Genomic DNA, 20,473 nt, shown 5'->3' with positions numbered 1-20,473 from the left:
GGGTCGGTGTGCCCGCGGCTCGGTCCGTGTGTCGTCCTTGGTCCCGATTTTATGAAACCGGGCGCCGGGTTACGAACTGGTTACATGCAAAACCCGCATAACGTGATGCATTGGACAGTCTGAGCCCAACGCCCGTTTCACCAAGCAAAACGGCCGCACACCCCCAGGGGGCAGGCGGCCGTTTTGCAGGCGGGCGCGTCAGGCCATGAAGACGGCGATGAAGGCCAGCAGGAACATGAGCACGCCGCCGGCGACGGGGAGCACGATGGGCATCATGGGGACGATGGACTCAACCACGTCTTGGGGCTGGTCGCTGGGGGTGTGGTGGTCGTGCTGGGACATGAGGCTCTCCGCGGGGTGGTTCAAAAACTCCGGCGATTTTAAGGCAGACCATTCACAGCAAGGCGTAGGTGGTGCTGGCGCGGCAGACGCTGCGCCCATCGGTGGCGCCGGCGATGTCGATTTCGCCGAACACCAGGCTTTTGCCGGCCCGGATCACGCGCGCGGTGATGCGGGCGTCCTGGTTTGAGAGGGGCTTGAGGAAACTGGTGTTGAGCTGCACCGTGGTCATGGGGCGATGGTCGCCCAGCTGGGTGACGATGGCCAGCACCATGGCGGTGTCGGCGGCCGACATCATGGACTGGCCGCACAACATGCCGCCCACGCGGGAGAGCTGGTCGTTCTGCGGCAGGCGCAGCGTGACCACACCGTCTGCAAACGACTCGACCTGCAGGCCCAGGGCCTGGACCCAGGGTGCAAACCAGGCCGACAACAAAGCTTGCAGCGATTCAACGGACACGGGGGTGGTTTCAGGTGCGCTCATGCGTTCGTCTTTCAAACAGGGAGGGCGGCTTTTCGATCACAGCAACGCAGTCTCGAATCCCGCCCGCTGCAGGCGTTCAATCACCTGCGCGATGTGTTCGCGCCCGCGCGTCTGCAGCACCAGCTCGATGGCCACGTTCTGTGCCGCCAGCAGTGTGAAGGCGCGCTGGTGGTGCACCTCGTCGATGTTGGCGCCCGCGTCCGCCACGGTGGCGGTGATGCGCGCGAGGTTGCCCGGCACGTCGCGCGCGTTCACCTGGATGCGCGCCAGCCGGCCGGCGCGCACCATGCCGCGTTCGATGATGGAGGCCAGCAGCATCGGGTCGATGTTGCCGCCGCACAGCACCAGGCCCACGCGTTTGCCGGCAAAGCGCTGCGGGTGTTTGATGAGCGCGGCCAGGCCGGCCGCGCCTGCGCCTTCCACCAGCGTCTTCTCGATCTCCAGCAGCATCACGATGGCTTGTTCGATGTCGCCCTCGTCGACCAGCAGCAGGTCGTCCACCTTCCGGCGCACGATGGCCTCGGTGATCACGCCCGGTGTGCCCACGGCGATGCCTTCGGCGATGGTGCTCGTGCCTTGCGGCAGGTGCGTGCCCTTGATCGCATTGACCATGGCGGGGAAGCGTTCGGTCTGCACGCCGATGATTTCGATGCCCGGCTTGATCGCCTTGGCCGCCGTGGCCATGCCGGCGATCAGGCCGCCGCCGCCGATGGCCACCACCAGCGTGTCGAGGTCGGGTTGCTCGCGCAGCATCTCCAGCGCCACCGTGCCCTGCCCGGCCACGATGTCCTCATCGTCGTAGGGGTGCACGAACACCAGGCCTTCGCGGGCCGCGAGGTCGCGCGCGTGGGTGCGCGACTCGTCCAGCGTGTCGCCGTGCAGCACCACCTCGGCGCCGAAACCGCGCGTGCGCTCGACCTTCACACCCGGCGTGAAGCGTGGCATGACGATCACCGCCCGCAGTCCCAGGCGCTGCGCATGGTAGGCCACACCCTGTGCGTGGTTGCCCGCGCTCATGGCGATCACGCCACGCGCCCGCTCGTCGGCGCCGAGCTGCGCGAGCTTGTTGCAGGCACCGCGCTCCTTGAACGAGGCGGTGTACTGCAGGTTCTCGAATTTCAGGAACACCTGGCAGCCGGTGAGCTGCGAGATGGTGCGTGATTCCACGAACGGTGTGTCCAGCACATGGCCGCTCAGGCGGGCGGCGGCGGCTTGAATGTCTTTGAGTTCCAGCATCGCGCGATTGTGAACCGGGCGGCGGCGGGGCGTGCGGGGTTAAAGCCGGACAAATCCCACAAACACCGACCATCACTCACTTCCATGAATCATCAAGCTGGGTTATGGTCCATTTGAATACCGGATGTCCCGGTACGGCGTCACTGGAAGCACGTTCTGGAGGTGTCTGGATGAGCAAGCGTTCCGTGCAGCCTGCGGTCACCGCAGGCCGCACCCCGACCGACCCGCGCGAGGGCCGCGCGCCCTTGGTGGGCGAGGGCCGCGTGTTCGTCCCGCACGGCCTGCGCCAGGCCCCCGTGCTCGACCTCATGTGCTCGCACTTCGTGCTCACCCTGGCGGCTCGCCAGGGGCCCCGCTTCAACGTGCGGCGCGACCTCAACACTTTGCTCTCGCTCGCCGGCCGCCATCTGGTGTGGCCGCTCACCGTGCTGTCCCGCCTGCGCGAGTTTCTGGAGCGCCGCTGCAAGGACAACGAACTCTGGAGCGGCCACAACGCGCTCGCCACCACGGCCTTCATGGAGCGCTACGGTGTGTGGCGCGGCCCCTACGAAGAAGGCACGCTCTTCTTCTATCTGGACGAGTACGCCAAGGAATCGCCCAAGGACCTGCTCGCGGTGCTCGCCGTCACCGGCGAATGGCTCAGCCACGCGCTCAAGAAACAGTCCACGCTGGTGGAGAAGAACATCGATGCGCTCGCCGGCCTGTTGCAGCTCAACCGCGCCGAGCGCGCGTTGCTGCTCTACGGCACGCTCGCGCGTTACCAGCGCGACTTGCGCTCCATCCTGGTGGAGTTCAAGGTGAACAACGCGCCCGAGGCCTATGCGGCCATCGCCGACGTGGCCGGTGTGAAAGCCAGCGAGGTCGGTGAGGCGCTGCGCGCGGGCTCGCGGCTCGAGCGCATCGGCATGGTGGAAAACCTCATATCCGAACACAACATCACCGACCTGGCCGACCTGATGAAGGTCAGCGAAAAGCTGCCGCCGGTGCTGATGCGCGAGTACCGGACACAAAGCGAACTCATGGCGGTGTTCACCCGCCCGGCCGCGCGCTCGGCGCTGACGCCGAAAGACTTCGACTACGTCGGCGAAGACGTGCGCCTGCTCTGCGGCCTGCTGCGCGAAGCCGTGGTGCGCAAGGAACCTGGCGTGAACGTGTTGATGTACGGCCCGCCCGGCACCGGCAAGACCGAACTCGCGCGCGTGGTCGCGCAGGCCGCCGGCCTGGAATTGTTCGAGGTGGAATACGCCGACCGCGACGGCAACGCGCTCTCGGGCCGCGACCGCTACCGCTCCTTGCAGATCGCCCAGGTGTTCCTCAAAGGCACGGCGCACTCGGCGCTGTTGTTCGACGAGGTGGAAGACGTGTTCCCGCCGATTTCCAGCGAGGCCGCGCAGATCATGGCGCGCGCCGAGCACGTGGCGGCGTCGCACACCGGCAGTGTCAGCGGCAAGGCCTGGGTCAACCAGATCCTGGAGACCAACGCCGTGCCCACGATCTGGGTCACCAACCGCATCGAGCAGATCGACCCGGCGTTTCGCCGCCGCTTCGCCTACCACCTCGAACTCAAAAGCCCTCCGCCGGGCGCGCGCGAACAGCTCGTGCGCAAGACGCTCGAAGGGGCGCCCGTGTCCGACGCGCTGGTGGCGCGACTCACCGAACGCAAGGGCCTCACGCCGGCGCAGATCCGCACCGCGGTGCGGTTCGCCGAGCTGGCGGCCAGCCCTGTCAAACCGGCGGCTCGCCGCAGCGCCAAGTCCCGCACCGCCCAGGCTCCGATGCTCGACGAGCTCATCGAACGGCAACTGAAGAATGCCGACCTCGCCTTGGGCCGCAAGCCCGACCTGGTGCAGCGGCCCAGCGTCACCCAGTACAGCCTGGACATGCTCAACGTGGAGTCGCGCTACGAGCTGCCGCGCGTGATCGCTGCGCTCAAGGCGCGGGGCCATGGGTGCCTGTGTTTCCACGGTGCGCCCGGCACCGGCAAGACCGCGCTGGCCGAGCACCTCGCGCAGCAGCTCGAACGCCCGCTGATGATCCGCCGCGCGAGCGACCTGGTGAGCAAGTTCGTGGGCGAGACCGAGCAGCAGATGGCGGCGATGTTTCGTGAGGCCGAGGCCGAGAAGGCGGTGCTGCTGCTCGACGAGGCCGACAGCTTTCTGCAGGACCGCCGTGGCGCGCAGCGCACCTACGAGGTGACCGAGGTCAACGAAATGCTCCAGGGCATGGAGCGCTTCGCCGGCATCTTCATCTGCACCACCAACCTGATGGACAGCATCGACCAGGCGGCGCTGCGACGCTTCACGTTCAAGATCCGCTTCAAGCCACTCACCGCGGAGCAGCGCGAGACCATGTTTGTGGTGGAGGCGCTTGGGGGTGATGCCTCGCGGCTGGACGCGGCACACGCCACCCGCCTCCTCAAGCTCGACCAGCTGTGCCCCGGTGACTTTGCCGCGGTGAAGCGGCAGGTGGAGATCCTCGCCGAAGCGCTCGAGCCCGACGAGTTCATGGCCCAGCTCGAAGCCGAACACCGCATCAAGCCCGAGGTGCGCGAGGCCCGCAGCATGGGTTTCACTTGATCTCTCCTCTCGTGCGAGGCTTGGGGGCACAACGGGCCAGCCGCCGGGCCGCCCCAAGGCAGGCCCAGCCCGGGGCGGCGACCCGCGCAGCGGCGGAGCGTGGGGGCACAATCCTCTGATGTGCCAACTTCTCGGTCTCAACTGCGCCACCCCCACCGACGCATCGTTCAGCTTCACCGGCTTCTGCCAGCGCGGTGGCAACACCGACCACCACGCCGATGGCTGGGGCATCGCGTTCTTCGAAGGCAAGGGCCTGCGCCTGTTTGTCGACCACGCGAGTGCAGCGCAGTCGCCCATGGCCAACTTCCTGCAGGGCTACCCGCTCAAGAGCCGCAACATCATTGCCCACGTGCGCAAGGCCACCATTGGCGAGGTGTCGCTGGAGAACGCACACCCCTTCGTGCGAGAGCTCTGGGGACGCCAGTGGGTGTTCGCACACAACGGTGACCTGAAGGACTATTTCCCCAATCTGCACAGCCACTTCCGCCCGGTGGGCACGACCGACAGCGAACGCGCCTTCTGCTGGCTGATGCAGGAGCTGGCCAAGTCGCACGCGGGCCTGCCCAGCGTGCAGGAGCTCACCCTCACGCTGCAGGAACTCTTGCCGCAGGTGCGGCGCTTCGGCAGCTTCAACTTCCTGCTCTCCAACGGTGAAGCGCTGTGGGCGCACTGCAGCACCAGGCTGCACTGGCTGGTGCGCCAGCACCCGTTCGCCCAAGCCACGCTGATGGACCAGGACTGGACGGTGAACTTCGCCGACCTCAACCAGCCGGGCGACCGCGCTGCCGTGGTGGTGACCACCCCGCTGACCAGCAACGAGCAGTGGACTTCGTTCAAGCCCGACGAACTCAAGGTGTTTGTGGACGGTCTGCCACTGCCGTGATTTCCCGGGTGGCACCGGGTACTCCCCCGGGCTACCATGCATCGAGCACGGACGCCCCGCGCGACCCGTCGCCCAACCCCTCAACGAAGGAGACAAACCCATGCAAAGACGACACCTCGTGGCCGGTGGCATTGCCGCGGCAGTGCTGCCCCCGTTCGCATTCGCGCAAGGCCTGGAGAAACCCAAGGTCACCATCGCGGTGGGCGGCAAGAACCTGCTGTACTACCTGCCGCTCACCATTGCCGAGCAGCTGGGTTACTTCAAGGCCGAGGGGTTGGATGTGACCATCGCCGACTTCGCGGGCGGCTCGCGCGCACTGGCCGCGGTGGTGGGTGGCAGCGCCGACGTGGTCTCGGGTGCCTTCGAGCACACGGTCAACATGCAATTCAAGGGCCAGCCCATGCGCGCCTTCGTGCTGCAGGGCCTGGCACCGCAGATCGTGCTGGGCTTCAATCCCAAGACCATGGCCGGCTACAAGACCATCACCGACCTCAAGGGCAAGAAGATCGGCGTGACCGCGCCGGGCAGCTCCACCAACGTGATGGTCAACTTCGTGCTCGCCAAGGCCGGTCTGAAGCCGAGCGACGTGAGCATCGTCGGTGTGGGGGCGGGCAGTGGGGCGGTGGCCGCCATGCGCTCGGGCCAGATCGACGCCATGAGCAACCTCGACCCGGTGGTCACGCTGCTGCAACGCTCGGGCGACATGAAGGTCATTTCCGACACGCGCATCGTCGCCGAGTCCGAGAAGGTGTTCGGTGGTCCCATGCCCGCGGGCTGCCTGTATGCGCCCCAGCCCTTCCTGGACAAGAACCCCAACACCGCGCAGGCCCTGACCAACGCGATGGTGCGTGCCAACAAATGGATCCAGGCCGCCGGCCCGGGCGACATCATCAAGGTGGTGCCCGAGGGTTTCCTGCTCGGGGACCGCGCGGTCTACATCGACGCCTTCATGGCCGCCAAGGGCGCGCTGTCGCCCGACGGCAGCTTCCCGGCCAAGGGTGCCGACACGGCGTTTCGCGCACTGGCGAGCGTGGACGACAAGATCGCCGCGGCCAAGCTGGATCTGAACGCGGTGTACACCAACGCCTTCGTGCAAAAGGCCAACGCCAAGTACCCGAAGGGCTGATGTGACGAGTCCGGCGATCGATCTGCAGGGCGTGTCCTGCACCTTCATCAGCAAGGACGACCCCGGTCAACGCTACACCGCCGTGCGCGATGTGACGTTGACCGTGGGCGCTGGTGAATTCGTCAGTGTGGTGGGCCCCACGGGCTGCGGCAAGAGCACGCTGCTCAACGTGGCGGCCGGCCTGCTGTCGCCCAGCACCGGCACGGTGAACGTGTTCGGCGAACCGCTGGCCGGCATCAACACCCGCGCGGGCTACATGTTCCAGACCGAGAGCCTGATGCCCTGGCGCACCGCGCTGGGCAACGTGATGGCGGGTCTGTCGTTTCGCGGCGCCTCGGACGCCGACGCAAAGACGCAGGCCGACGACTGGCTGCGCCGCGTGGGCCTGGGCGGCTTCGGCGACCGCTACCCGCACCAGATGAGCGGCGGCATGCGCAAGCGCGCGAGCCTGGCGCAGACCCTGGTGCTCGACCCCGACATCATCCTGATGGACGAACCGTTTTCCGCGCTCGACATCCAGACCCGGCAGCTGATGGAAAACGAAGTGCTGGACTTGTGGGCGGCGAAGAAGAAGGCGGTGCTCTTCATCACGCACGACTTGGACGAAGCCATCGCCATGAGCGACCGCGTCGTGGTGCTCAGCGCCGGTCCGGCCAGCCACCCCATCGGCGAATTCACCATCGACATCCCGCGCCCGCGCGACGTGGCCGAGATCAAGACCACCGCCCGCTTCATCGAACTGCACGCCGCCATCTGGGCCGTGATGCGCGAAGAGGTGCTCAAGGGCTACCAGCAACAACTCAAGGTGGCCTGAGCCATGTGGAATCTCATCAAGCCGCAACCCAGCACCCTGCGCGCGTGGCAGCTGGGCTTGCTCGTTGCGCTCATCGTGTTCTGGTACGCCATGACCACGCCTGGCCTGTTGCCGAACTTCATGTTCGAGAACGACCGCCAGGCCGCGTTTTTCTTCGGTGAACCGCTGCGCGTGGCCGAGCGCATCTGGGCCTGGTTCGTCACCGACGCCGACATTTACAAACACCTGGGCGTGACGCTCACCGAGACCGTGCTGGCCTTTGGCATCGGCGCGCTCGGCGGCCTGGGCGGTGGCTTGTGGCTCGCACTCTCGCCCATGGCCTCGGCCATCCTGGAGCCTTACATCAAGGCCATGAACTCCATGCCGCGCATCATCCTCGCGCCCATCTTCGCGGTGTGGTTTGGCCTGGGCATCGCGAGCAAGGTGGCGCTGGGCGTGACGCTGGTGTTCTTCATTGTGTTCTTCAACGTCTACCAGGGCGTGAAGGAAGTGAGCCCGGTCATCCTGGCCAACGCACGCATGCTCGGCGCGAGCCAGAAACAGCTGCTGCGCCACGTGTACCTGCCCAGCGCGACCAGCTGGGTCTTCAGCTCACTGCACACCAGCGTGGGCCTGGCCTTCGTGGGCGCGGTGGTGGGCGAATACCTGGGGTCCAGCCAGGGCGTGGGTTACCTGATCCTGCAGGCCGAAGGCAGCTTCGACATCAACACCGTGATGGCCGGCATCGTGGTGCTCACCGGCTTTGCGCTGGTGCTCGACGCGGTGGTGGGCAGGATCGAAAAGCGCTTGATGAAGTGGCAGCCCAAGGTGGGGGAGACGGAGAAGCTCTGAAGCTGCACCGGGGTGTCGCGGCGGCCCGCCGGCGCGGGCCAGGCGTTTCACTTCTTCAGAAACGCCTGCACCGCCGCCACGGTGCGCGCCGGGTCTTCCTCGTGCGGGACGTGGCCGAGGCCCTCGAACACCTGCACCTGGCTGCCCTGGATGTCGCGGGCGAAGTACTGCGCCTGCGACGGCGGGATCAGCCGGTCTTGCGCGCCCCAGAGCACCAGCGTGGGCTGTTTGATCTGCGCGATCTGCGCGGTGAACGCCTCGTTGCCCGCTTTCAGGCGTGCGCTCAGCGCCTCCCGGTTGCCTTCGCGCAGGGTGAGTTCAAAGTAGCGGTCGACCAGCTCGGGCGTGACCTTGGCGGGGTCGGCGTACACGTTGCGCACGCTCGATTCGACCAGGCGCCGGGGCAACACATTGCGCATCAGAGGGGCGAGTGCCGGGATGTGCGCGATCCGGAAACCCAGGGGGACGGACTGCGCCTCCATCGGGTAGCCGGCGGCGTCCACCAGCACCAGCTTGACCACGCGCGACGGGTGGTCCACGGCGGTCTTCCACGCCACCGCGCCTCCCAGCGAATTGCCCGCGAGCACCGCCCGTTGCAGGTTCAGCCGGTCCAACACCTGCACGATGAAACGCGAGTAGGCGGGCAGGCTGTAGTCGCCGTCGGGCGACGGCCCGGTGAGTCCGAAGCCGGGCAGGTCGACGCGGATCACGCGGTGCTTTCCCTTGAGGGCCTCGACCCAGCCGTCCCAGGTGTGCAGGCTGGCGGAGGTGCCGTGCACCAGCACGATGGGCAGCGGGTCCTCGCGCGGACCCTCGTCGCGCAGGTGCACGTCCATGCCGCCGATCCGGACGAACTGCGAGGGCGCTGCGGCCCAGCGGGCCTTGAGGGAGGCCAGGGGGCGGTCGGGTGCCCAGCTGGCGGTCACGGCGAGCCCCCCCGCCACCAGCAACACCACCGCCACCACACCCAGGAACTTCAGCATCCGCATCGTTGGCCTCCCGCCCACAGCGGGCGTGCCGGGCGATTTTGCCCCTGCGCGCCGGCTTGACCAACCACCGTGTCACCATGGGCCGGATGGTCCGCAGCTTGTTCGCCCTCCTCCTCATTGCCGCCGGCCTGCTGGCGTGGGCCGTGCAGAGCGGCCGCGTCGATGTACCGCCGCACTGGAACCCATGGGCGCCGCTGCGGGTGGCCGAGCCCGACCACTGGCTCCGGGGCTACCGGCTGCAACGCACTGCGGCCGACCCGGCCCTGTGCAGTGTCGCGCTGGCGGCCTCGAACTTGAAGCACACCGCCGTGCCCGACAACGCAACGGGCGACGGCTGTGGCTGGGCTGCCGCCGTGCGGGTGGACGATGCGCGTTTTGCGCCCGCGTTCACGCTCACCTGCAGCGCGGCGCTGTCGCTGGCGATGTGGGAGCGCCATGCCCTGCAACCCGCTGCAGAGGCGCATTTCGGCCATCCGGTGGCGCGTGTCGAACATTTCGGCAGCTACGCCTGCCGCAATGTGCGCGGTGCCAGCGGAGAAGGCGAGCGGCGCAGCCAGCATGCCACCGCCAACGCCTTTGATGTCGCGGGTGTCCGCCTGGACAACGGCCGGCGCATCAGCCTGGTGAACCATTGGGGTGTTGGAGGCGCGGAAGGCGTTTTTCTGCGCGAGGCGCGCGATGGCGCATGCCGCTTCTTCAAGGGCACGCTGGGTCCTGACTACAACGCCGCCCACCGCGACCACTTCCACCTGGACCAGGGGCCCTACCGAATCTGCCGGTGAGTTTGTGCCGTGAAGCGAGCAGACGGGGGCCCGCTCCTGTGGCAGAGTCCGGGTTCCCGAAACCACGCGTCCCAAGGAGACCACCGATTGAATGCCTGGATGTTGCTCGGACTGGCCATCGTGGCCGAGGTGATCGGCACCACCGCTCTGAAGGCCAGCGAAAGCTTCACCAAACTTGCACCGTCGCTGATCGTGGTGGTGGGTTATGGCGTGGCGTTTTACTGCCTGTCGCTGGTGCTCAAGAGCGTGCCGGTGGGCATCGCGTACGCGGTCTGGTCGGGCCTGGGCATCGTGCTGATCACCGCGGTGGCGTGGCTGCTCTACGGGCAGCGCATCGACCTCGCCGGCCTGCTCGGCATGGGCCTGATCATCGCCGGCGTGGTGGTGCTCAACGTGTTTTCCAAGGCGGCGGTGCACTGAGCCCCGCAGCGCTCGTCAACCCCGACCGGCCCGGCGCTCTTCGCGCAGCATGAAGAGGTAAAGGCCTTCGACCTTCTCGCGCGCCCAGGGTGTCTTGCGCAGGAACTTCAGGCTCGATCCCACGCTGGGGTCGACGTTGAAGCAGCGCACGGGAATGCGCTGACCCAGTTCTTCCCAACCGTAGTGGTCGGCCAGCGCGGTGACGATGGCCTCCAGCGTCAACCCGTGCAAGGGGTTCCTGGGTTGGCCAGGCGTTGCGGTCGCCGCGTCGTCGTCCTCGCTCATGCCATTGCCGCTTCCAGCGCGTCCGCAAACATCGCCGGCACATCGAACCCGGTCTGCTGCTGAATCTCCTGGAAGCAGGTCGGGCTGGTGACGTTGATCTCGGTGACCTTGTCGCCGATCATGTCCAGGCCCACCAGCAGCAGACCTCGCGCCGCCAGCGTGGGCGCGATGGCTTCCGCGATCGCACGGTCGGTGTCGCTCAGCGGCTGGGCCACGCCCTTGCCACCCACCGCCAGGTTGCCGCGCAGCTCGGTGCCTTGCGGGATGCGCGCCAGCACGTAGGGCGCGACCTTCCCGCCGATCAGCAGCAGGCGCTTGTCACCGTCCACGATCGCGGGCAAATACGCCTGCACCATCACGCTGGTGGCGCCGCCCTGGTTCAGCGTTTCGGTGATCGAGCCGAGGTTCATGCCGTCAGGCCCGACGCGAAAGATGCCCATGCCGCCCATGCCGTCGAGCGGCTTGAGGATGATGTCCTTGTGCTCGGCGTGGAAGTGGCGGATGGCTTCGGGCGAGCGCGTCACCAGCGTGGGCGGAGCGTACTGGGCGAACTCCATGAGCGCGAGTTTTTCCGGGTGGTCGCGCAGCGCACGCGGGCTGTTGAACACCTTTGCACCCTCGCGCTCGGCCTGCTCCAGCAGGTGCGTGGCGTAGAAGAACTCGCTGTCGAAGGGCGGGTCCTTGCGCATGAGCACGGCGTCAAACGTGTGCAGGGCTTCGCGACCCTGGTGCAGCACGCGGTACCAGTCGTCGGCAGCACCCGTGAGTTCGATGCGGCGCACCAGCGCGCTCACCGGGTGCCCGGTCTGCCACTGCAGGTGCTGCGGCTCGCAGGCGGCCAGCGTGTGGCCGCGTTTCTGCAGCTCGCGCATCATGGCGAAGGTGGTGTCTTTGTAGGTCTTGAAGGTGACCAGCGGGTCGGCGACAACGAGGATGTTCATGGCTTGCTTTTCGGACGAAGGCCGTACTGTTGCACAAACAGCGCGAGGGCGCCGGCCACCACACCCCAAAAGGCCGAGCCGATGCCGGCAATCACCACGCCGCTAAGCGTGACGAGAAAAGTGATGAGCGCGGCTTCGCGGTGCGTTTCGTCCTTCAGGGCCGCGTGCAGACCGCCGCCGATGCTGCCCAGCAGCGCGACGCCGGCAATCGCCAGCACCAGTTCGCGCGGGAAGGCGATCAGCAGACCCGTGACGGCCGCGCCGAACAGGCCGATGAGCACGTAGATGGCGCCACAGGTGACGGCGGCGGTGTAGCGCTTCTTCGGGTCGGGGTGCGCCTCGGGGCCCATGCAGATGGCGGCGGTGATGGCGCTGAGGTTGAGCGCGAAGGCGCCAAAGGGCGCGAGCAGCAACGTGGCCACGCCGGTGAGCGTGATGATTCTGGAGATCGGCATGTTGTAGCCCGCTGCCCGGATCGCCGCCACGCCGGGCAGGTTCTGCGAGGCCATGGTGACCACGAACAGCGGCAGCGCCAGGCTGGTGAAAGCGGCCAGTGTGAAGTCCGGCAGGGTGAACACCGGTCGGGCCAGCTCCAGCGTGAGCGAGCCGGCGTTGAACTGGCCCTGCAGCACCACATGGACCACCGACACCAGCAGCGTGATCACCACCGCATAACGCGGCGCCAGCCGCCGGCCCAGCAAATACGCCAGCAGCATCAGCACCACGAGCACCAATGCGGTCTGCGCGGCGGCAAAGGCCTGCAGGCCGAAGCGCGCCAGCACACCGGCCAGCAGCGCGGAAGCCAGCGCCATCGGAATCTTGTTCATCACACGCTCGAACCAGCCGGTGGCGCCCGCCAGTGTGATGAGCGCGCCGCAGACCATGAACGCGCCGATGGCCTCGGCCATGGAGAAGCCGCCCGCCAGACCCGCCGTGGCCAGCACCGCCGCGCCCGGCGTGCTCCAGGCGATCATGACCGGCTGCTTGAGCACCAGCGACGGAATGGCCGAACACAGGCCCATGCCCAGGCCGAGCGCCCACATCCACGAGGTGATCTGCGCCGGCGTGGCGCCAAACGCCTGCGCGGCCTGGAAGACGATGGCCACCGAGCTGGTGAAACCCACCAGCACCGCGACGAAGCCGGCGGTGGCGGCCGAGAGGTTGAGGTCTTTGAAGAACGGCATCGGGCGATTCTCACCGCGATGCCTGGTGCCTCAAGGCATCAGCGGATGCCGCCCACGTAGCGTGCGTCCGGGTCTTCGCCTTCCTTGCGCGGCCCGCCAAAGGCCGAGATCAGCGTCGACTCGATGAAGCCGCTGGGGTGGCCGGGCACCGAGTTGGCGAAGCCACCCGATCGGGGGGTGGCCGCGCGCTGGGCGGTGTCTGCACTCACCTGGCCCGCCTTCAATGTGTCGGCCGCAGCCTGCAGCAAGGGTTTGCGCGCGGGCGCGGACATGAGCGGGATGGCGGCTTCGAGCTTGTCGGCCAGGGCCAGCAGGTCGGCGTGTTCGTCCGTGGTGGCCTTCTCGCGCGTGAAACGCACGATCTCCCGGGCGTAGTCCACATTGCTGGCCAGCCACTCGGTGTCGGTCACGCGGCCGGTCTTGCGCCGCAGCAGCACGTGCAGGTGCGCGGCAATGGCAAAGACGTCGTTGGCGGGCATGGGGTGCGGCCTTCAGTGGCCGAGCTGTTCGTTGTGCAGCGACACGTCCAGGCCCGCGCGCTCCTCGAACTCGCGCACGCGCAGCGTGGTGAAGCGCGAGGTGATCCACAGCACCAGGGCGGTCATCACCAAGCTGTAGGCCAGCACGGCCACACACGCGATCACCTGCGACAGGAAACTGGCTTCCACGCCCGAAATGGCCGGGTCGGCCAGCAGACCTGTGAGCAGCGCGCCCACCAGGCCGCCCACGCCGTGCACGCCGAACACATCGAGCGAATCGTCGGCGCGCAGCTTGCGCTTGAGTGCCGTGGCGCCCCAGTAGCAGGCCACGCCGGCCACCAGGCCGATGATCAGCGCACTGCGTGGTGTGACAAACCCCGCCGCCGGCGTGATGGCCACCAGACCCGCGACCACGCCCGAGCACAGGCCCAACAACGAGGTACGTTTGCGCGCCAGCCACTCGGCGGCCATCCAGGAAAGCGCGCCGGCTGCCGCCGCGATGTGCGTGACCGCCATGGCCAGACCCGCACGGCCGTCGGCAGCGAGCGCCGAGCCGGCGTTGAAGCCGAACCAGCCCACCCACAGCAGGCCGGTGCCGGCCATCGTGAGACCCAGGTTGAATGGAATGAAAGGCTCGCGGCCATAGCCTTCGCGGGGGCCGAGCGCGTAGGCGCAGACCAGTGCCGCGGCGCCCGCGTTGATGTGCACCACCGCGCCACCGGCAAAGTCGAGCGCGCCCAATTGCGCCAGCCAGCCGCCCGGCTCCCACACCCAGTGGGCGATGGGCGCGTACACCAGCAGCAGCCACAGGCCGGTGAACGTGAGCAACGCGCCGAAGTGCATGCGCTCCACCAACGCACCGACCACCAAGGCGCAGGTGATGATGGCAAAGGTGAGCTGGAACATGGCGAACACCGATTCGGGCACGTGCTTGGCAATGTGGTTCACGGCCACCTGCGAGGTGGAACCCAGGAACTCCATGCCCGAGAAACCCATGCGCTCCACGCCACCGATGAAGCCACCCAGAGCGCCCCCCGGTGTGAACGCCAGCGAATAGGCCACCCCAAACCACAGCAGGCTCACCACAGCGGCGATGCCCACCACGCTGGCCATGGTGTTGATCACGTTGAAGCGGCGCACCATGCCGCCGTAAAACAGCGCGATGCCCGGCAGCGTCATGAGCAGCACGAGCGCGGTGCTCACCATGAGCCAGGCGGTGTCGGCGCCCGAGATCGAGCTGGCCGCCACCAGCCCGGGTGAGGTGAGCGCCGGTGCCGCGGGCGCGGCGGGGGCGGTCTGGGCAGCAGCCGTCACCGGCCCGAGCAGCGCGGCGATCAGTGCGGTGGAGGGAAGGCGGTGTCTCTGGTGGATGGATGGATGAAAGAAGGCGGTCACACGGTTCTGGTGCATTTTGTTACCTGTTTCCAACGACCCCGGGCCCACTGCATCAACTGTGCCAAGGGTTGTCCCGGCCAAGGGAAAGCCCGGGTGCACACCGCTGGTGCGAGCCGATACAGTGCATGCACTCGCTCAAGCGCACTGCGCTGGTGACCGCGGGGGACCGAGGAGACAACCCAGTCCACAAATCCAAAAACGTGTTTCAGCGTCCCCAGAGATGCCAGATTCCTCAAACCGACCCCTGTGGGTCGGTTTTTTTTCGTCTTCGCGTGGCAGCGACAATCGCTTTCATGGAATTGCTGCTTGTTTCGCTGGCCTCGTTTTTCGCCGGCTTCGTGGATTCGATCGTGGGCGGCGGTGGCCTCATCCTGGTGCCCGCGTTGTTCGCCATGTTTCCCACCACCCACCCGGCCACGCTGTTCGGCGTGAACAAGGGCGCGTCGGTGTGGGGCACAGCGGCGGCCACCCTGCAGTACGCGCGGCGCGTCAAGATGCCGTGGCACGCGCTCCTGCCGGCGGCGGCCGTGGGCTTTGCCGGCTCGATGGCCGGCGCCTGGACCGTGACGGTGATATCGCCCGACTTTTTGCGCCGCGCCTTGCCCCTGGTGTTGATGGGTGTGCTGGCCTACACGCTGGCGCGCAAGGACCTGGGCCGCCACCACGCCCCGCGCTTCAGCGGCCGGCGGGAAGCCGCCGCCGCCTGTGTGCTCGCTTTGATCATCGGCTTTTACGACGGCTTCTTCGGCCCGGGCACCGGCAGCTTCTTCGTGTTCCTGTTCGTGCGCTGGCTGGGTTACGACTTCCTGCACGCCAGCGCCAGCGCGAAGCTCATCAACACCGCCACCAACCTCGCGGCCCTGATGCTGTTTGCCTGGAAAGGCCATGTGTGGTGGCACTTCGTGCTGGCGATGGCCATCGCCAACGTGGTGGGCAGCCTGCTGGGCACGCGCCTGGCGCTCAAGCACGGCAGCGGCTTTGTGCGCATCGCCTTCATCGTGGTGGTGTCGGCGCTGATCCTGAAAACGACCTTTGATGCGTGGATCAGGGGGTGACGCGGGGCGCTGCGGGGCTCGCCGCCTCCGGTGGCCACGGCATCGCGCTGGCTTTCAGCGGCGTGCCCATCGGGGCTGACGCCTGCCCCACGCTCACCGCCGCCAGGTCTTGCGGATTGGGGTACTGGTCGAGCAGCAGGTAGTCGAACACGCGCCGCGCGATCGGCGCGGCGGACGCGGCGCCGAAGCCGGCGTTTTCCACCACCACCGCGATGGCCACGCGGGGCTGGTCGATCGGGGCGAAGGCCACGTACAGCGCGTGGTCGCGCTGGTGTTCTTCGAGTTTGCGCGCGTCGTAGCGGTCGCGCTGGCCGATGGTCACGGCTTGCGCCGTGCCGGTCTTGCCGCCGCTGGCGTAACCGGCGCCGGCAAACACGCGGGTGGAGGTGCCCTCGGTGGTCACGGCCTGCATGGCTTCGAGCACCACGCGCACGTTTTCGGGCTTGTATCCCAGGTTCACCGCGGGAGGGTTGGGCAGGGGCTTGCGCTCGCGGGTGATCACGTTTTCGGTGGCCATGGTGAGGTGGGGTGCGTGCTTCACGCCGCCGTTGGCCAGCGTGGCCATGGCATGGGCCAGCTGCACCATGGTGAAACTGTTGTAGCCCTGGCCAATGCCCAGCGAGATCGTCTCGCCGGGGTACCAGCGCTGCTGGTCCGGGCGCTTGTAGGCGTTGCGCTTCCATTCCTGGCTGGGCAGCACGCCGCGCACTTCGCCGCGCAGGTCGATGCCTGTGATCTGACCGAAACCCAGCGGCTTCATGAAGTCGTGCATGGCGTCCACGCCCATCTCGTTGGCCAGCGAGTAGTAGTAGGTGTTGCTCGACTTCACGATGCTGCGCTTCATGTCCACCGCGCCCAGGCCGCCGTCGCCGTGGCTGCGGAAGCGGTGGCTGCCGAACATCCAGAAGCCCGGGTCGTTGATGACGGTCTGCGCCGCGCGGGTGCCGGTCTCCAGCGCGCCCAGCGCCATGAAGGGCTTGTAGGTCGAGCCCGGTGGGTAGGTGCCGCGCAGGGCCCGGTTGAGCAGCGGCTTGTCCAGCGATTCGTTGAGCGCGCGCCAGTTCTCCACGTCGATGCCTTCAACGAAGAGGTTTGGATCGAAGGTGGGCTTGCTCACGAAGGCCAGCACTTCGCCAGTGCGCGGATCGATGGCCACCAGCGCGCCGCGCCGCTCGCCGAACATGTCTTCGATCAGCTTCTGCAGCTGGATGTCGATCGACAGCACCACGGTGTCGCCGGGGGTGGCGGGTGTGTTGGCCAGCGAGCGCACCGCGCGGCCGCCGGCCGAGGTTTCCACGCGCTCGAAGCCGGTGGTGCCGTGCAGGGTCTGTTCGTAACTTTGTTCGGCGCCGAGCTTGCCGATGTATTCGGTGCCGCGGTAGTTGGCCTGGTCCTCTTCGGCCCAGTCGGCGATCGACTCTTTCTCGCGCTGGTTGATGCGCCCGATGTAGCCGATGACGTGGCTGGCGGTTTCGCCATTGGGGTATTGGCGCAGCAGACGCGCGCGCACGTCCACCCCGGGAAAGCGGTAACGCTGCACGGTGAAGCGGGCGACTTCTTCGTCGGTGAGGCGGGTGCGGATCGGCAGCGAATCGAAACTGTGCGACTCTTCGAGCAGCTTCTTGAAACGGCGCTGATCGCGCGGGGAGATTTCCACCAGCTCGCCCAACTGGGCGATGGTGGCTTGCATGTCGAGCACGCGGGACGGTGTGATCTCCAGCGTGTAGGCCGAGTAGTTGGTGGCCAGCACCCGGCCGTTGCGGTCCACGATCTGGCCCCGGTTGGGCACCACCGGCAGCACCGCGGTGCGGTTGCTCTCGGCCTGCGCCAACAAGTCGTCGTGGCGCACCACCTGCAGGTAGACCATGCGCGCGGCCACCAGGCCAAACGCAAACACCACCGCCAGCCCGATCACCAGCAAGCGGGTGCGGAACTGAGCCAGGTCGGCTTCGACGTTTCGCAGTTCGGTCATGGGGACTTGACTTCAAGCCAGTGAAAGAAGTTTCGCCGCCGGGCCGCCCCCAGGCGAAACAGCCCCCTCGGGGGGCAGCGACCCGCGCAGCGGCGGAGCGTGGGGGCTTTCATAGCGGTCTGTTGTCGTCGGGGTTGGGGGCGCGCCTTTGTGGGGCGAGCAACAGCACACTCACCACCGGCCACAGCATGGCTTCGAGCACCGGCGCGATGAAGTAGGTCAAACCCGGGAAGCTGCCGCCCGAGGCCATGCGCACCAGCAGTTCCAGCACGTGGGCAGCCACGAACAGCGGAAGCACCTGCACCGCCTGATTGGGCACGCCGAACCAGAGCAGGCGGCGGTGCATGGAAATCGCCAGGAAACCGAGCACGGTGTAGGCCAGCGCATGCTGGCCGAGCAGGGCGCCCTGGTGCACGTCCATGGCCAAACCAAAGAGAAACGCCACACCCACGCCGATGCGCAGCGGCTGGTGCACCGCCCAGAAGACCAGCGTCACCGCCAGCAGGTCCGGTACCCACGCCGAGCGGCCCCACAGACCCATGTTCAGCAGCATGTTGAACATCAGCGCGCTGAGCAGGCTGAACCAGATGAAGGCGGGGTTGGCGGGCAGCAGCAGCTGCTGGCCGGGGCGCATGATCATGGCGCGTTGCTCCGGGTGCCGGGCCGGTCGACCACGGCGGGCGCGCGGGCCGCGTCGGTCAAGGGCGAGGGCGGCAAGGACGCGCCTGCCGGTGTGAGCACCAGCACGTGCAAGGCGCCCTGCACCTGCGCCAGCGGCTCGGCCTCGATGCGCGAGAAGGACGACTCGGCCTGGCGCGCCACCAGGGTCACCCGGGCCACGGGCAGGCCGGGCGGGTACACGCCGTCCACGCCGCTGGTGGTGAGCAGGTCGCCTTCGGCGATGTCGGCGCTGGCCAGCGTGTAGCGCAGCTCCATGCCGTCGCCCTTGGTCGAGGGCTGGCCGTAGGCCACGCTGCGCACGCCGGTCCGCACATTGAGCACCGGGATCGCCATGTCGCGGTCGATCAGCAGGCTCACCTCGGACACCAGCGGGTACACGCGCGTGACCTGACCGAGCACCCCGCTCTCGTCGATCACGGGCGATCCTGCCTGCACACCCTGTGTCTGGCCGCGGTCGATCACGATCTTGCGCGAGTACGGGTCGGCCGCGTCGTACAGCACCTGCGCGCCCATGGCCTGCGTTCCGGTGCGCTCGCGCATGGCCAGCAGGTCGCGCAGGCGCCGGTTTTCCAGTTGCATCTGTTCGAGTTGCAGGGTGCGGTCGGCCTGCGTGGCCAGGCGCTTGAGCGCTTCGCCTTCGCTTTGCTGCGCGCTGTGCAACGAGGCGAAATACCCGCCCACACCCGCCATGGCCTGCACCGGCTGCAATACCAGCCACTGCGCCGGGTAGAGCGCCGCGGCGATGGACGCACGCACCGGGCGCGCCACTTCAAAGCGCAGGTCGGCCACCATGAGGAACAGCGCAAGCGCGCTGAACACCACCAGTTTGGACAGGGCCGACGGGCCCTGCTTGAAGAAGGGGGGCGGGGTGCGGTCCAGGGTGCCCAGTGGCATGACGCTCGGGGTGGCTCTGGTGGTGCGTGTGCGGGTGCGCCGGGGTGCGGCGCGCGCTTATTCGCTGGTGAAGATGGTGCCCAGGCGCTCCATGCGCTCCAGGGCCATGCCGCAACCGCGCACCACGCAGGTCAGCGGCTCTTCGGCCACGAGCACCGGCAGGCCGGTTTCTTCGGCCAGCAGGCGGTCGAGGTCGCGCAGCAGTGCGCCGCCGCCGGTGAGCATCATGCCGCGCTCGGCGATGTCGGCGCCCAGCTCGGGCGGCGTGTGCTCCAGCGCCATCTTCACCGCGGTCACGATGTTGTTGAGCGGGTCGGTCAGGGCTTCGAGGATCTCGTTGCTGGAGATGGTGAAGCTGCGCGGCACGCCCTCGGACAGGTTGCGGCCCTTGACTTCCATCTCCTTGACTTCCGAGCCGGGGAAGGCCGAGCCGATCTGCTTCTTGATCGCCTCTGCGGTGGGCTCGCCGATCAACATGCCGTAGTTGCGGCGGATGTACGCAATGATGGCTTCGTCAAAGCGGTCACCGCCCACGCGCACGCTACCCTTGTAGACCATGCCGCCCAGCGAGATCACGCCCACCTCGGTGGTGCCGCCGCCGATGTCGACCACCATGGAGCCCGACGCGTCGGACACCGGCAGGCCGGCGCCGATGGCCGCGGCCATGGGTTCTTCGATCAGGTAGACCTCGGAGGCGCCGGCGCCCAGGGCCGATTCGCGGATGGCACGGCGCTCGACCTGGGTGGAGCCGCAGGGCACGCAGATGATGATGCGCGGGCTCGGCTTGAACATCGAGCGTGGGTGCACCATCTTGATGAACTGCTTGAGCATCTGCTCGGTCACGGTGAAGTCGGCGATCACGCCGTCCTTCATGGGGCGGATGGCTTCGATGTTGCCGGGCACCTTGCCCAGCATGGCCTTGGCTTCGTGGCCCACCGCCTGGATGGTCTTCTTGCCCTGCGGCCCACCTTCGTGGCGGATCGAAACCACGGAGGGCTCGTCCAGCACGATGCCCTTGTTGCGGACGTAAATGAGGGTGTTGGCGGTGCCGAGGTCGATGGCCAGGTCGGTCGAGAATTGCCGACGGAAAGCTTCAAACATGGTGGA

General features: G+C 67.5%; 21 protein-coding genes. 8 read left to right on the top strand and 13 right to left on the bottom strand.

The genetic code is table 11. From position 1 onward, the window contains the following. Positions 1-198 precede the first annotated feature (198 nt). Genes BSY239_RS22625 through BSY239_RS19510 form a run of 3 tightly spaced genes read right to left on the bottom strand, consistent with a single transcriptional unit; the run spans position 199 to position 2,059 of the window. Entirely contained in the window at positions 199-342 is a 144-nt protein-coding gene (locus tag BSY239_RS22625) for a hypothetical protein (protein WP_172823131.1), read from the bottom strand. 52 nt (positions 343-394) lie between these two features. After that, positions 395-823 carry a PaaI family thioesterase gene (locus BSY239_RS19515; protein ID WP_069048267.1) on the bottom strand — a complete coding sequence of 143 codons (429 nt, stop codon included), beginning with the start codon at positions 821-823 and terminating at the stop codon, positions 395-397. 36 nt (positions 824-859) lie between these two features. Next, the gene (locus tag BSY239_RS19510; RefSeq protein WP_069048266.1) at positions 860-2,059 is read right to left on the bottom strand and encodes a threonine ammonia-lyase; all 1,200 of its coding nucleotides are present in this window, start codon (positions 2,057-2,059) and stop codon (positions 860-862) included. A 308-nt stretch (positions 2,060-2,367) separates the two neighbouring features. On the opposite strand from BSY239_RS19510, the gene BSY239_RS19505 reads away from it, so the two are divergent. From BSY239_RS19505 to BSY239_RS19485, 5 genes are all read left to right on the top strand, one after another. Continuing rightward, positions 2,368-4,635, top strand: a complete 2,268-nt coding sequence (locus tag BSY239_RS19505) for an ATP-binding protein (protein WP_442905809.1) — start codon at positions 2,368-2,370, stop codon at positions 4,633-4,635. A gap of 118 nt (positions 4,636-4,753) precedes the next feature. Continuing rightward, positions 4,754-5,518, top strand: coding sequence for a class II glutamine amidotransferase (locus tag BSY239_RS19500; protein WP_069048265.1), 765 nt, complete (start codon positions 4,754-4,756; stop codon positions 5,516-5,518). A gap of 100 nt (positions 5,519-5,618) precedes the next feature. Continuing rightward, complete coding sequence (locus BSY239_RS19495) at positions 5,619-6,644, top strand: ABC transporter substrate-binding protein (RefSeq protein ID WP_069048264.1); 1,026 nt, start codon at positions 5,619-5,621, stop codon at positions 6,642-6,644. Position 6,645: 1 nt separating this feature from the next. Continuing rightward, positions 6,646-7,458: an ABC transporter ATP-binding protein gene (locus BSY239_RS19490; protein WP_069048263.1), complete on the top strand. Its 813-nt coding sequence runs from the start codon at positions 6,646-6,648 to the stop codon at positions 7,456-7,458. Between the two features lie 90 nt (positions 7,459-7,548). Then, on the top strand, positions 7,549-8,289 hold the full coding sequence (locus tag BSY239_RS19485; RefSeq protein ID WP_442905808.1) for an ABC transporter permease: 741 nt from the start codon (positions 7,549-7,551) through the stop codon (positions 8,287-8,289). 47 nt (positions 8,290-8,336) lie between these two features. Here BSY239_RS19485 and BSY239_RS19480 read toward each other — a convergent pair whose 3' ends face one another. Beyond that, positions 8,337-9,278 carry an alpha/beta fold hydrolase gene (locus BSY239_RS19480; RefSeq protein ID WP_216637487.1) on the bottom strand — a complete coding sequence of 314 codons (942 nt, stop codon included), beginning with the start codon at positions 9,276-9,278 and terminating at the stop codon, positions 8,337-8,339. A 98-nt stretch (positions 9,279-9,376) separates the two neighbouring features. Between BSY239_RS19480 and BSY239_RS19475 the strand changes: the two genes are divergently transcribed. Together BSY239_RS19475 and BSY239_RS19470 are read left to right on the top strand one after the other, a co-directional pair. Beyond that, entirely contained in the window at positions 9,377-10,060 is a 684-nt protein-coding gene (locus BSY239_RS19475) for an extensin-like domain-containing protein (RefSeq protein ID WP_236944105.1), read from the top strand. A gap of 99 nt (positions 10,061-10,159) precedes the next feature. Next, positions 10,160-10,480, top strand: coding sequence for an SMR family transporter (locus tag BSY239_RS19470; protein WP_069048261.1), 321 nt, complete (start codon positions 10,160-10,162; stop codon positions 10,478-10,480). A gap of 15 nt (positions 10,481-10,495) precedes the next feature. Here the strand turns inward: BSY239_RS19470 and BSY239_RS19465 are convergent, their stop codons facing one another. From BSY239_RS19465 to BSY239_RS19445, 5 genes are read right to left on the bottom strand one after another with little or no spacing between them, the layout of a single operon-like run. Further along, the gene (locus BSY239_RS19465) at positions 10,496-10,765 is read right to left on the bottom strand and encodes a VF530 family DNA-binding protein (RefSeq protein ID WP_069048260.1); all 270 of its coding nucleotides are present in this window, start codon (positions 10,763-10,765) and stop codon (positions 10,496-10,498) included. Continuing rightward, the gene (gene gshB, locus BSY239_RS19460) at positions 10,762-11,706 is read right to left on the bottom strand and encodes a glutathione synthase (RefSeq protein WP_069048259.1); all 945 of its coding nucleotides are present in this window, start codon (positions 11,704-11,706) and stop codon (positions 10,762-10,764) included. The genes BSY239_RS19465 and gshB overlap by 4 nt, the downstream gene beginning before the upstream one ends. Beyond that, positions 11,703-12,890, bottom strand: coding sequence for a benzoate/H(+) symporter BenE family transporter (locus BSY239_RS19455; protein ID WP_069048258.1), 1,188 nt, complete (start codon positions 12,888-12,890; stop codon positions 11,703-11,705). The genes gshB and BSY239_RS19455 overlap by 4 nt, the downstream gene beginning before the upstream one ends. A 38-nt stretch (positions 12,891-12,928) precedes the next feature. Next, positions 12,929-13,369, bottom strand: a complete 441-nt coding sequence (locus BSY239_RS22915; RefSeq protein WP_236944227.1) for a hypothetical protein — start codon at positions 13,367-13,369, stop codon at positions 12,929-12,931. 12 nt (positions 13,370-13,381) lie between these two features. Further along, positions 13,382-14,779: an ammonium transporter gene (locus BSY239_RS19445; RefSeq protein WP_083240077.1), complete on the bottom strand. Its 1,398-nt coding sequence runs from the start codon at positions 14,777-14,779 to the stop codon at positions 13,382-13,384. Between the two features lie 278 nt (positions 14,780-15,057). On the opposite strand from BSY239_RS19445, the gene BSY239_RS19440 reads away from it, so the two are divergent. Beyond that, complete coding sequence (locus BSY239_RS19440; RefSeq protein WP_069048257.1) at positions 15,058-15,819, top strand: sulfite exporter TauE/SafE family protein; 762 nt, start codon at positions 15,058-15,060, stop codon at positions 15,817-15,819. Here the strand turns inward: BSY239_RS19440 and mrdA are convergent. From mrdA to BSY239_RS19420, 4 genes are all read right to left on the bottom strand, one after another. Beyond that, positions 15,809-17,791: a penicillin-binding protein 2 gene (mrdA, locus tag BSY239_RS19435; protein WP_069048256.1), complete on the bottom strand. Its 1,983-nt coding sequence runs from the start codon at positions 17,789-17,791 to the stop codon at positions 15,809-15,811. The genes BSY239_RS19440 and mrdA overlap by 11 nt on opposite strands. A 109-nt stretch (positions 17,792-17,900) precedes the next feature. Beyond that, entirely contained in the window at positions 17,901-18,431 is a 531-nt protein-coding gene (mreD, locus tag BSY239_RS19430) for a rod shape-determining protein MreD (protein WP_069048255.1), read from the bottom strand. Continuing rightward, on the bottom strand, positions 18,428-19,366 hold the full coding sequence (mreC, locus tag BSY239_RS19425) for a rod shape-determining protein MreC (RefSeq protein WP_069048254.1): 939 nt from the start codon (positions 19,364-19,366) through the stop codon (positions 18,428-18,430). The genes mreD and mreC overlap by 4 nt, the downstream gene beginning before the upstream one ends. Before the next feature lie 57 nt (positions 19,367-19,423). After that, the gene (locus tag BSY239_RS19420; protein ID WP_056264671.1) at positions 19,424-20,467 is read right to left on the bottom strand and encodes a rod shape-determining protein; all 1,044 of its coding nucleotides are present in this window, start codon (positions 20,465-20,467) and stop codon (positions 19,424-19,426) included. Between the last annotated feature and the right edge of the window lie 6 nt (positions 20,468-20,473).

The organism is Hydrogenophaga sp. RAC07 (assembly GCF_001713375.1).
GTDB lineage: Bacteria > Pseudomonadota > Gammaproteobacteria > Burkholderiales > Burkholderiaceae_C > Hydrogenophaga.
The sequence above is the reverse complement of the archived record's forward strand: the minus strand, read 5'-3'. Positions and strand labels throughout refer to the sequence as shown.

Coding starts and splice junctions, on each gene's coding strand:
- mreD (WP_069048255.1), bottom strand. CDS start 18,431: ATGATCATGCGCCCCGGCCAGCAGCTGCTGCTGCCCGCCAACCCCGCC.
- BSY239_RS19495 (WP_069048264.1), top strand. CDS start 5,619: ATGCAAAGACGACACCTCGTGGCCGGTGGCATTGCCGCGGCAGTGCTG.
- BSY239_RS19470 (WP_069048261.1), top strand. CDS start 10,160: ATGTTGCTCGGACTGGCCATCGTGGCCGAGGTGATCGGCACCACCGCT.
- BSY239_RS19455 (WP_069048258.1), bottom strand. CDS start 12,890: ATGCCGTTCTTCAAAGACCTCAACCTCTCGGCCGCCACCGCCGGCTTC.
- BSY239_RS19440 (WP_069048257.1), top strand. CDS start 15,058: ATGGAATTGCTGCTTGTTTCGCTGGCCTCGTTTTTCGCCGGCTTCGTG.
- BSY239_RS19480 (WP_216637487.1), bottom strand. CDS start 9,278: ATGCGGATGCTGAAGTTCCTGGGTGTGGTGGCGGTGGTGTTGCTGGTG.
- BSY239_RS22915 (WP_236944227.1), bottom strand. CDS start 13,369: ATGCCCGCCAACGACGTCTTTGCCATTGCCGCGCACCTGCACGTGCTG.
- BSY239_RS19465 (WP_069048260.1), bottom strand. CDS start 10,765: ATGAGCGAGGACGACGACGCGGCGACCGCAACGCCTGGCCAACCCAGG.
- mrdA (WP_069048256.1), bottom strand. CDS start 17,791: ATGACCGAACTGCGAAACGTCGAAGCCGACCTGGCTCAGTTCCGCACC.
- mreC (WP_069048254.1), bottom strand. CDS start 19,366: ATGCCACTGGGCACCCTGGACCGCACCCCGCCCCCCTTCTTCAAGCAG.
- BSY239_RS19420 (WP_056264671.1), bottom strand. CDS start 20,467: ATGTTTGAAGCTTTCCGTCGGCAATTCTCGACCGACCTGGCCATCGAC.
- BSY239_RS19510 (WP_069048266.1), bottom strand. CDS start 2,059: ATGCTGGAACTCAAAGACATTCAAGCCGCCGCCGCCCGCCTGAGCGGC.
- BSY239_RS19505 (WP_442905809.1), top strand. CDS start 2,368: ATGTGCTCGCACTTCGTGCTCACCCTGGCGGCTCGCCAGGGGCCCCGC.
- BSY239_RS19445 (WP_083240077.1), bottom strand. CDS start 14,779: ATGCACCAGAACCGTGTGACCGCCTTCTTTCATCCATCCATCCACCAG.
- BSY239_RS19500 (WP_069048265.1), top strand. CDS start 4,754: ATGTGCCAACTTCTCGGTCTCAACTGCGCCACCCCCACCGACGCATCG.
- BSY239_RS19515 (WP_069048267.1), bottom strand. CDS start 823: ATGAGCGCACCTGAAACCACCCCCGTGTCCGTTGAATCGCTGCAAGCT.
- BSY239_RS22625 (WP_172823131.1), bottom strand. CDS start 342: ATGTCCCAGCACGACCACCACACCCCCAGCGACCAGCCCCAAGACGTG.
- BSY239_RS19485 (WP_442905808.1), top strand. CDS start 7,549: ATGACCACGCCTGGCCTGTTGCCGAACTTCATGTTCGAGAACGACCGC.
- gshB (WP_069048259.1), bottom strand. CDS start 11,706: ATGAACATCCTCGTTGTCGCCGACCCGCTGGTCACCTTCAAGACCTAC.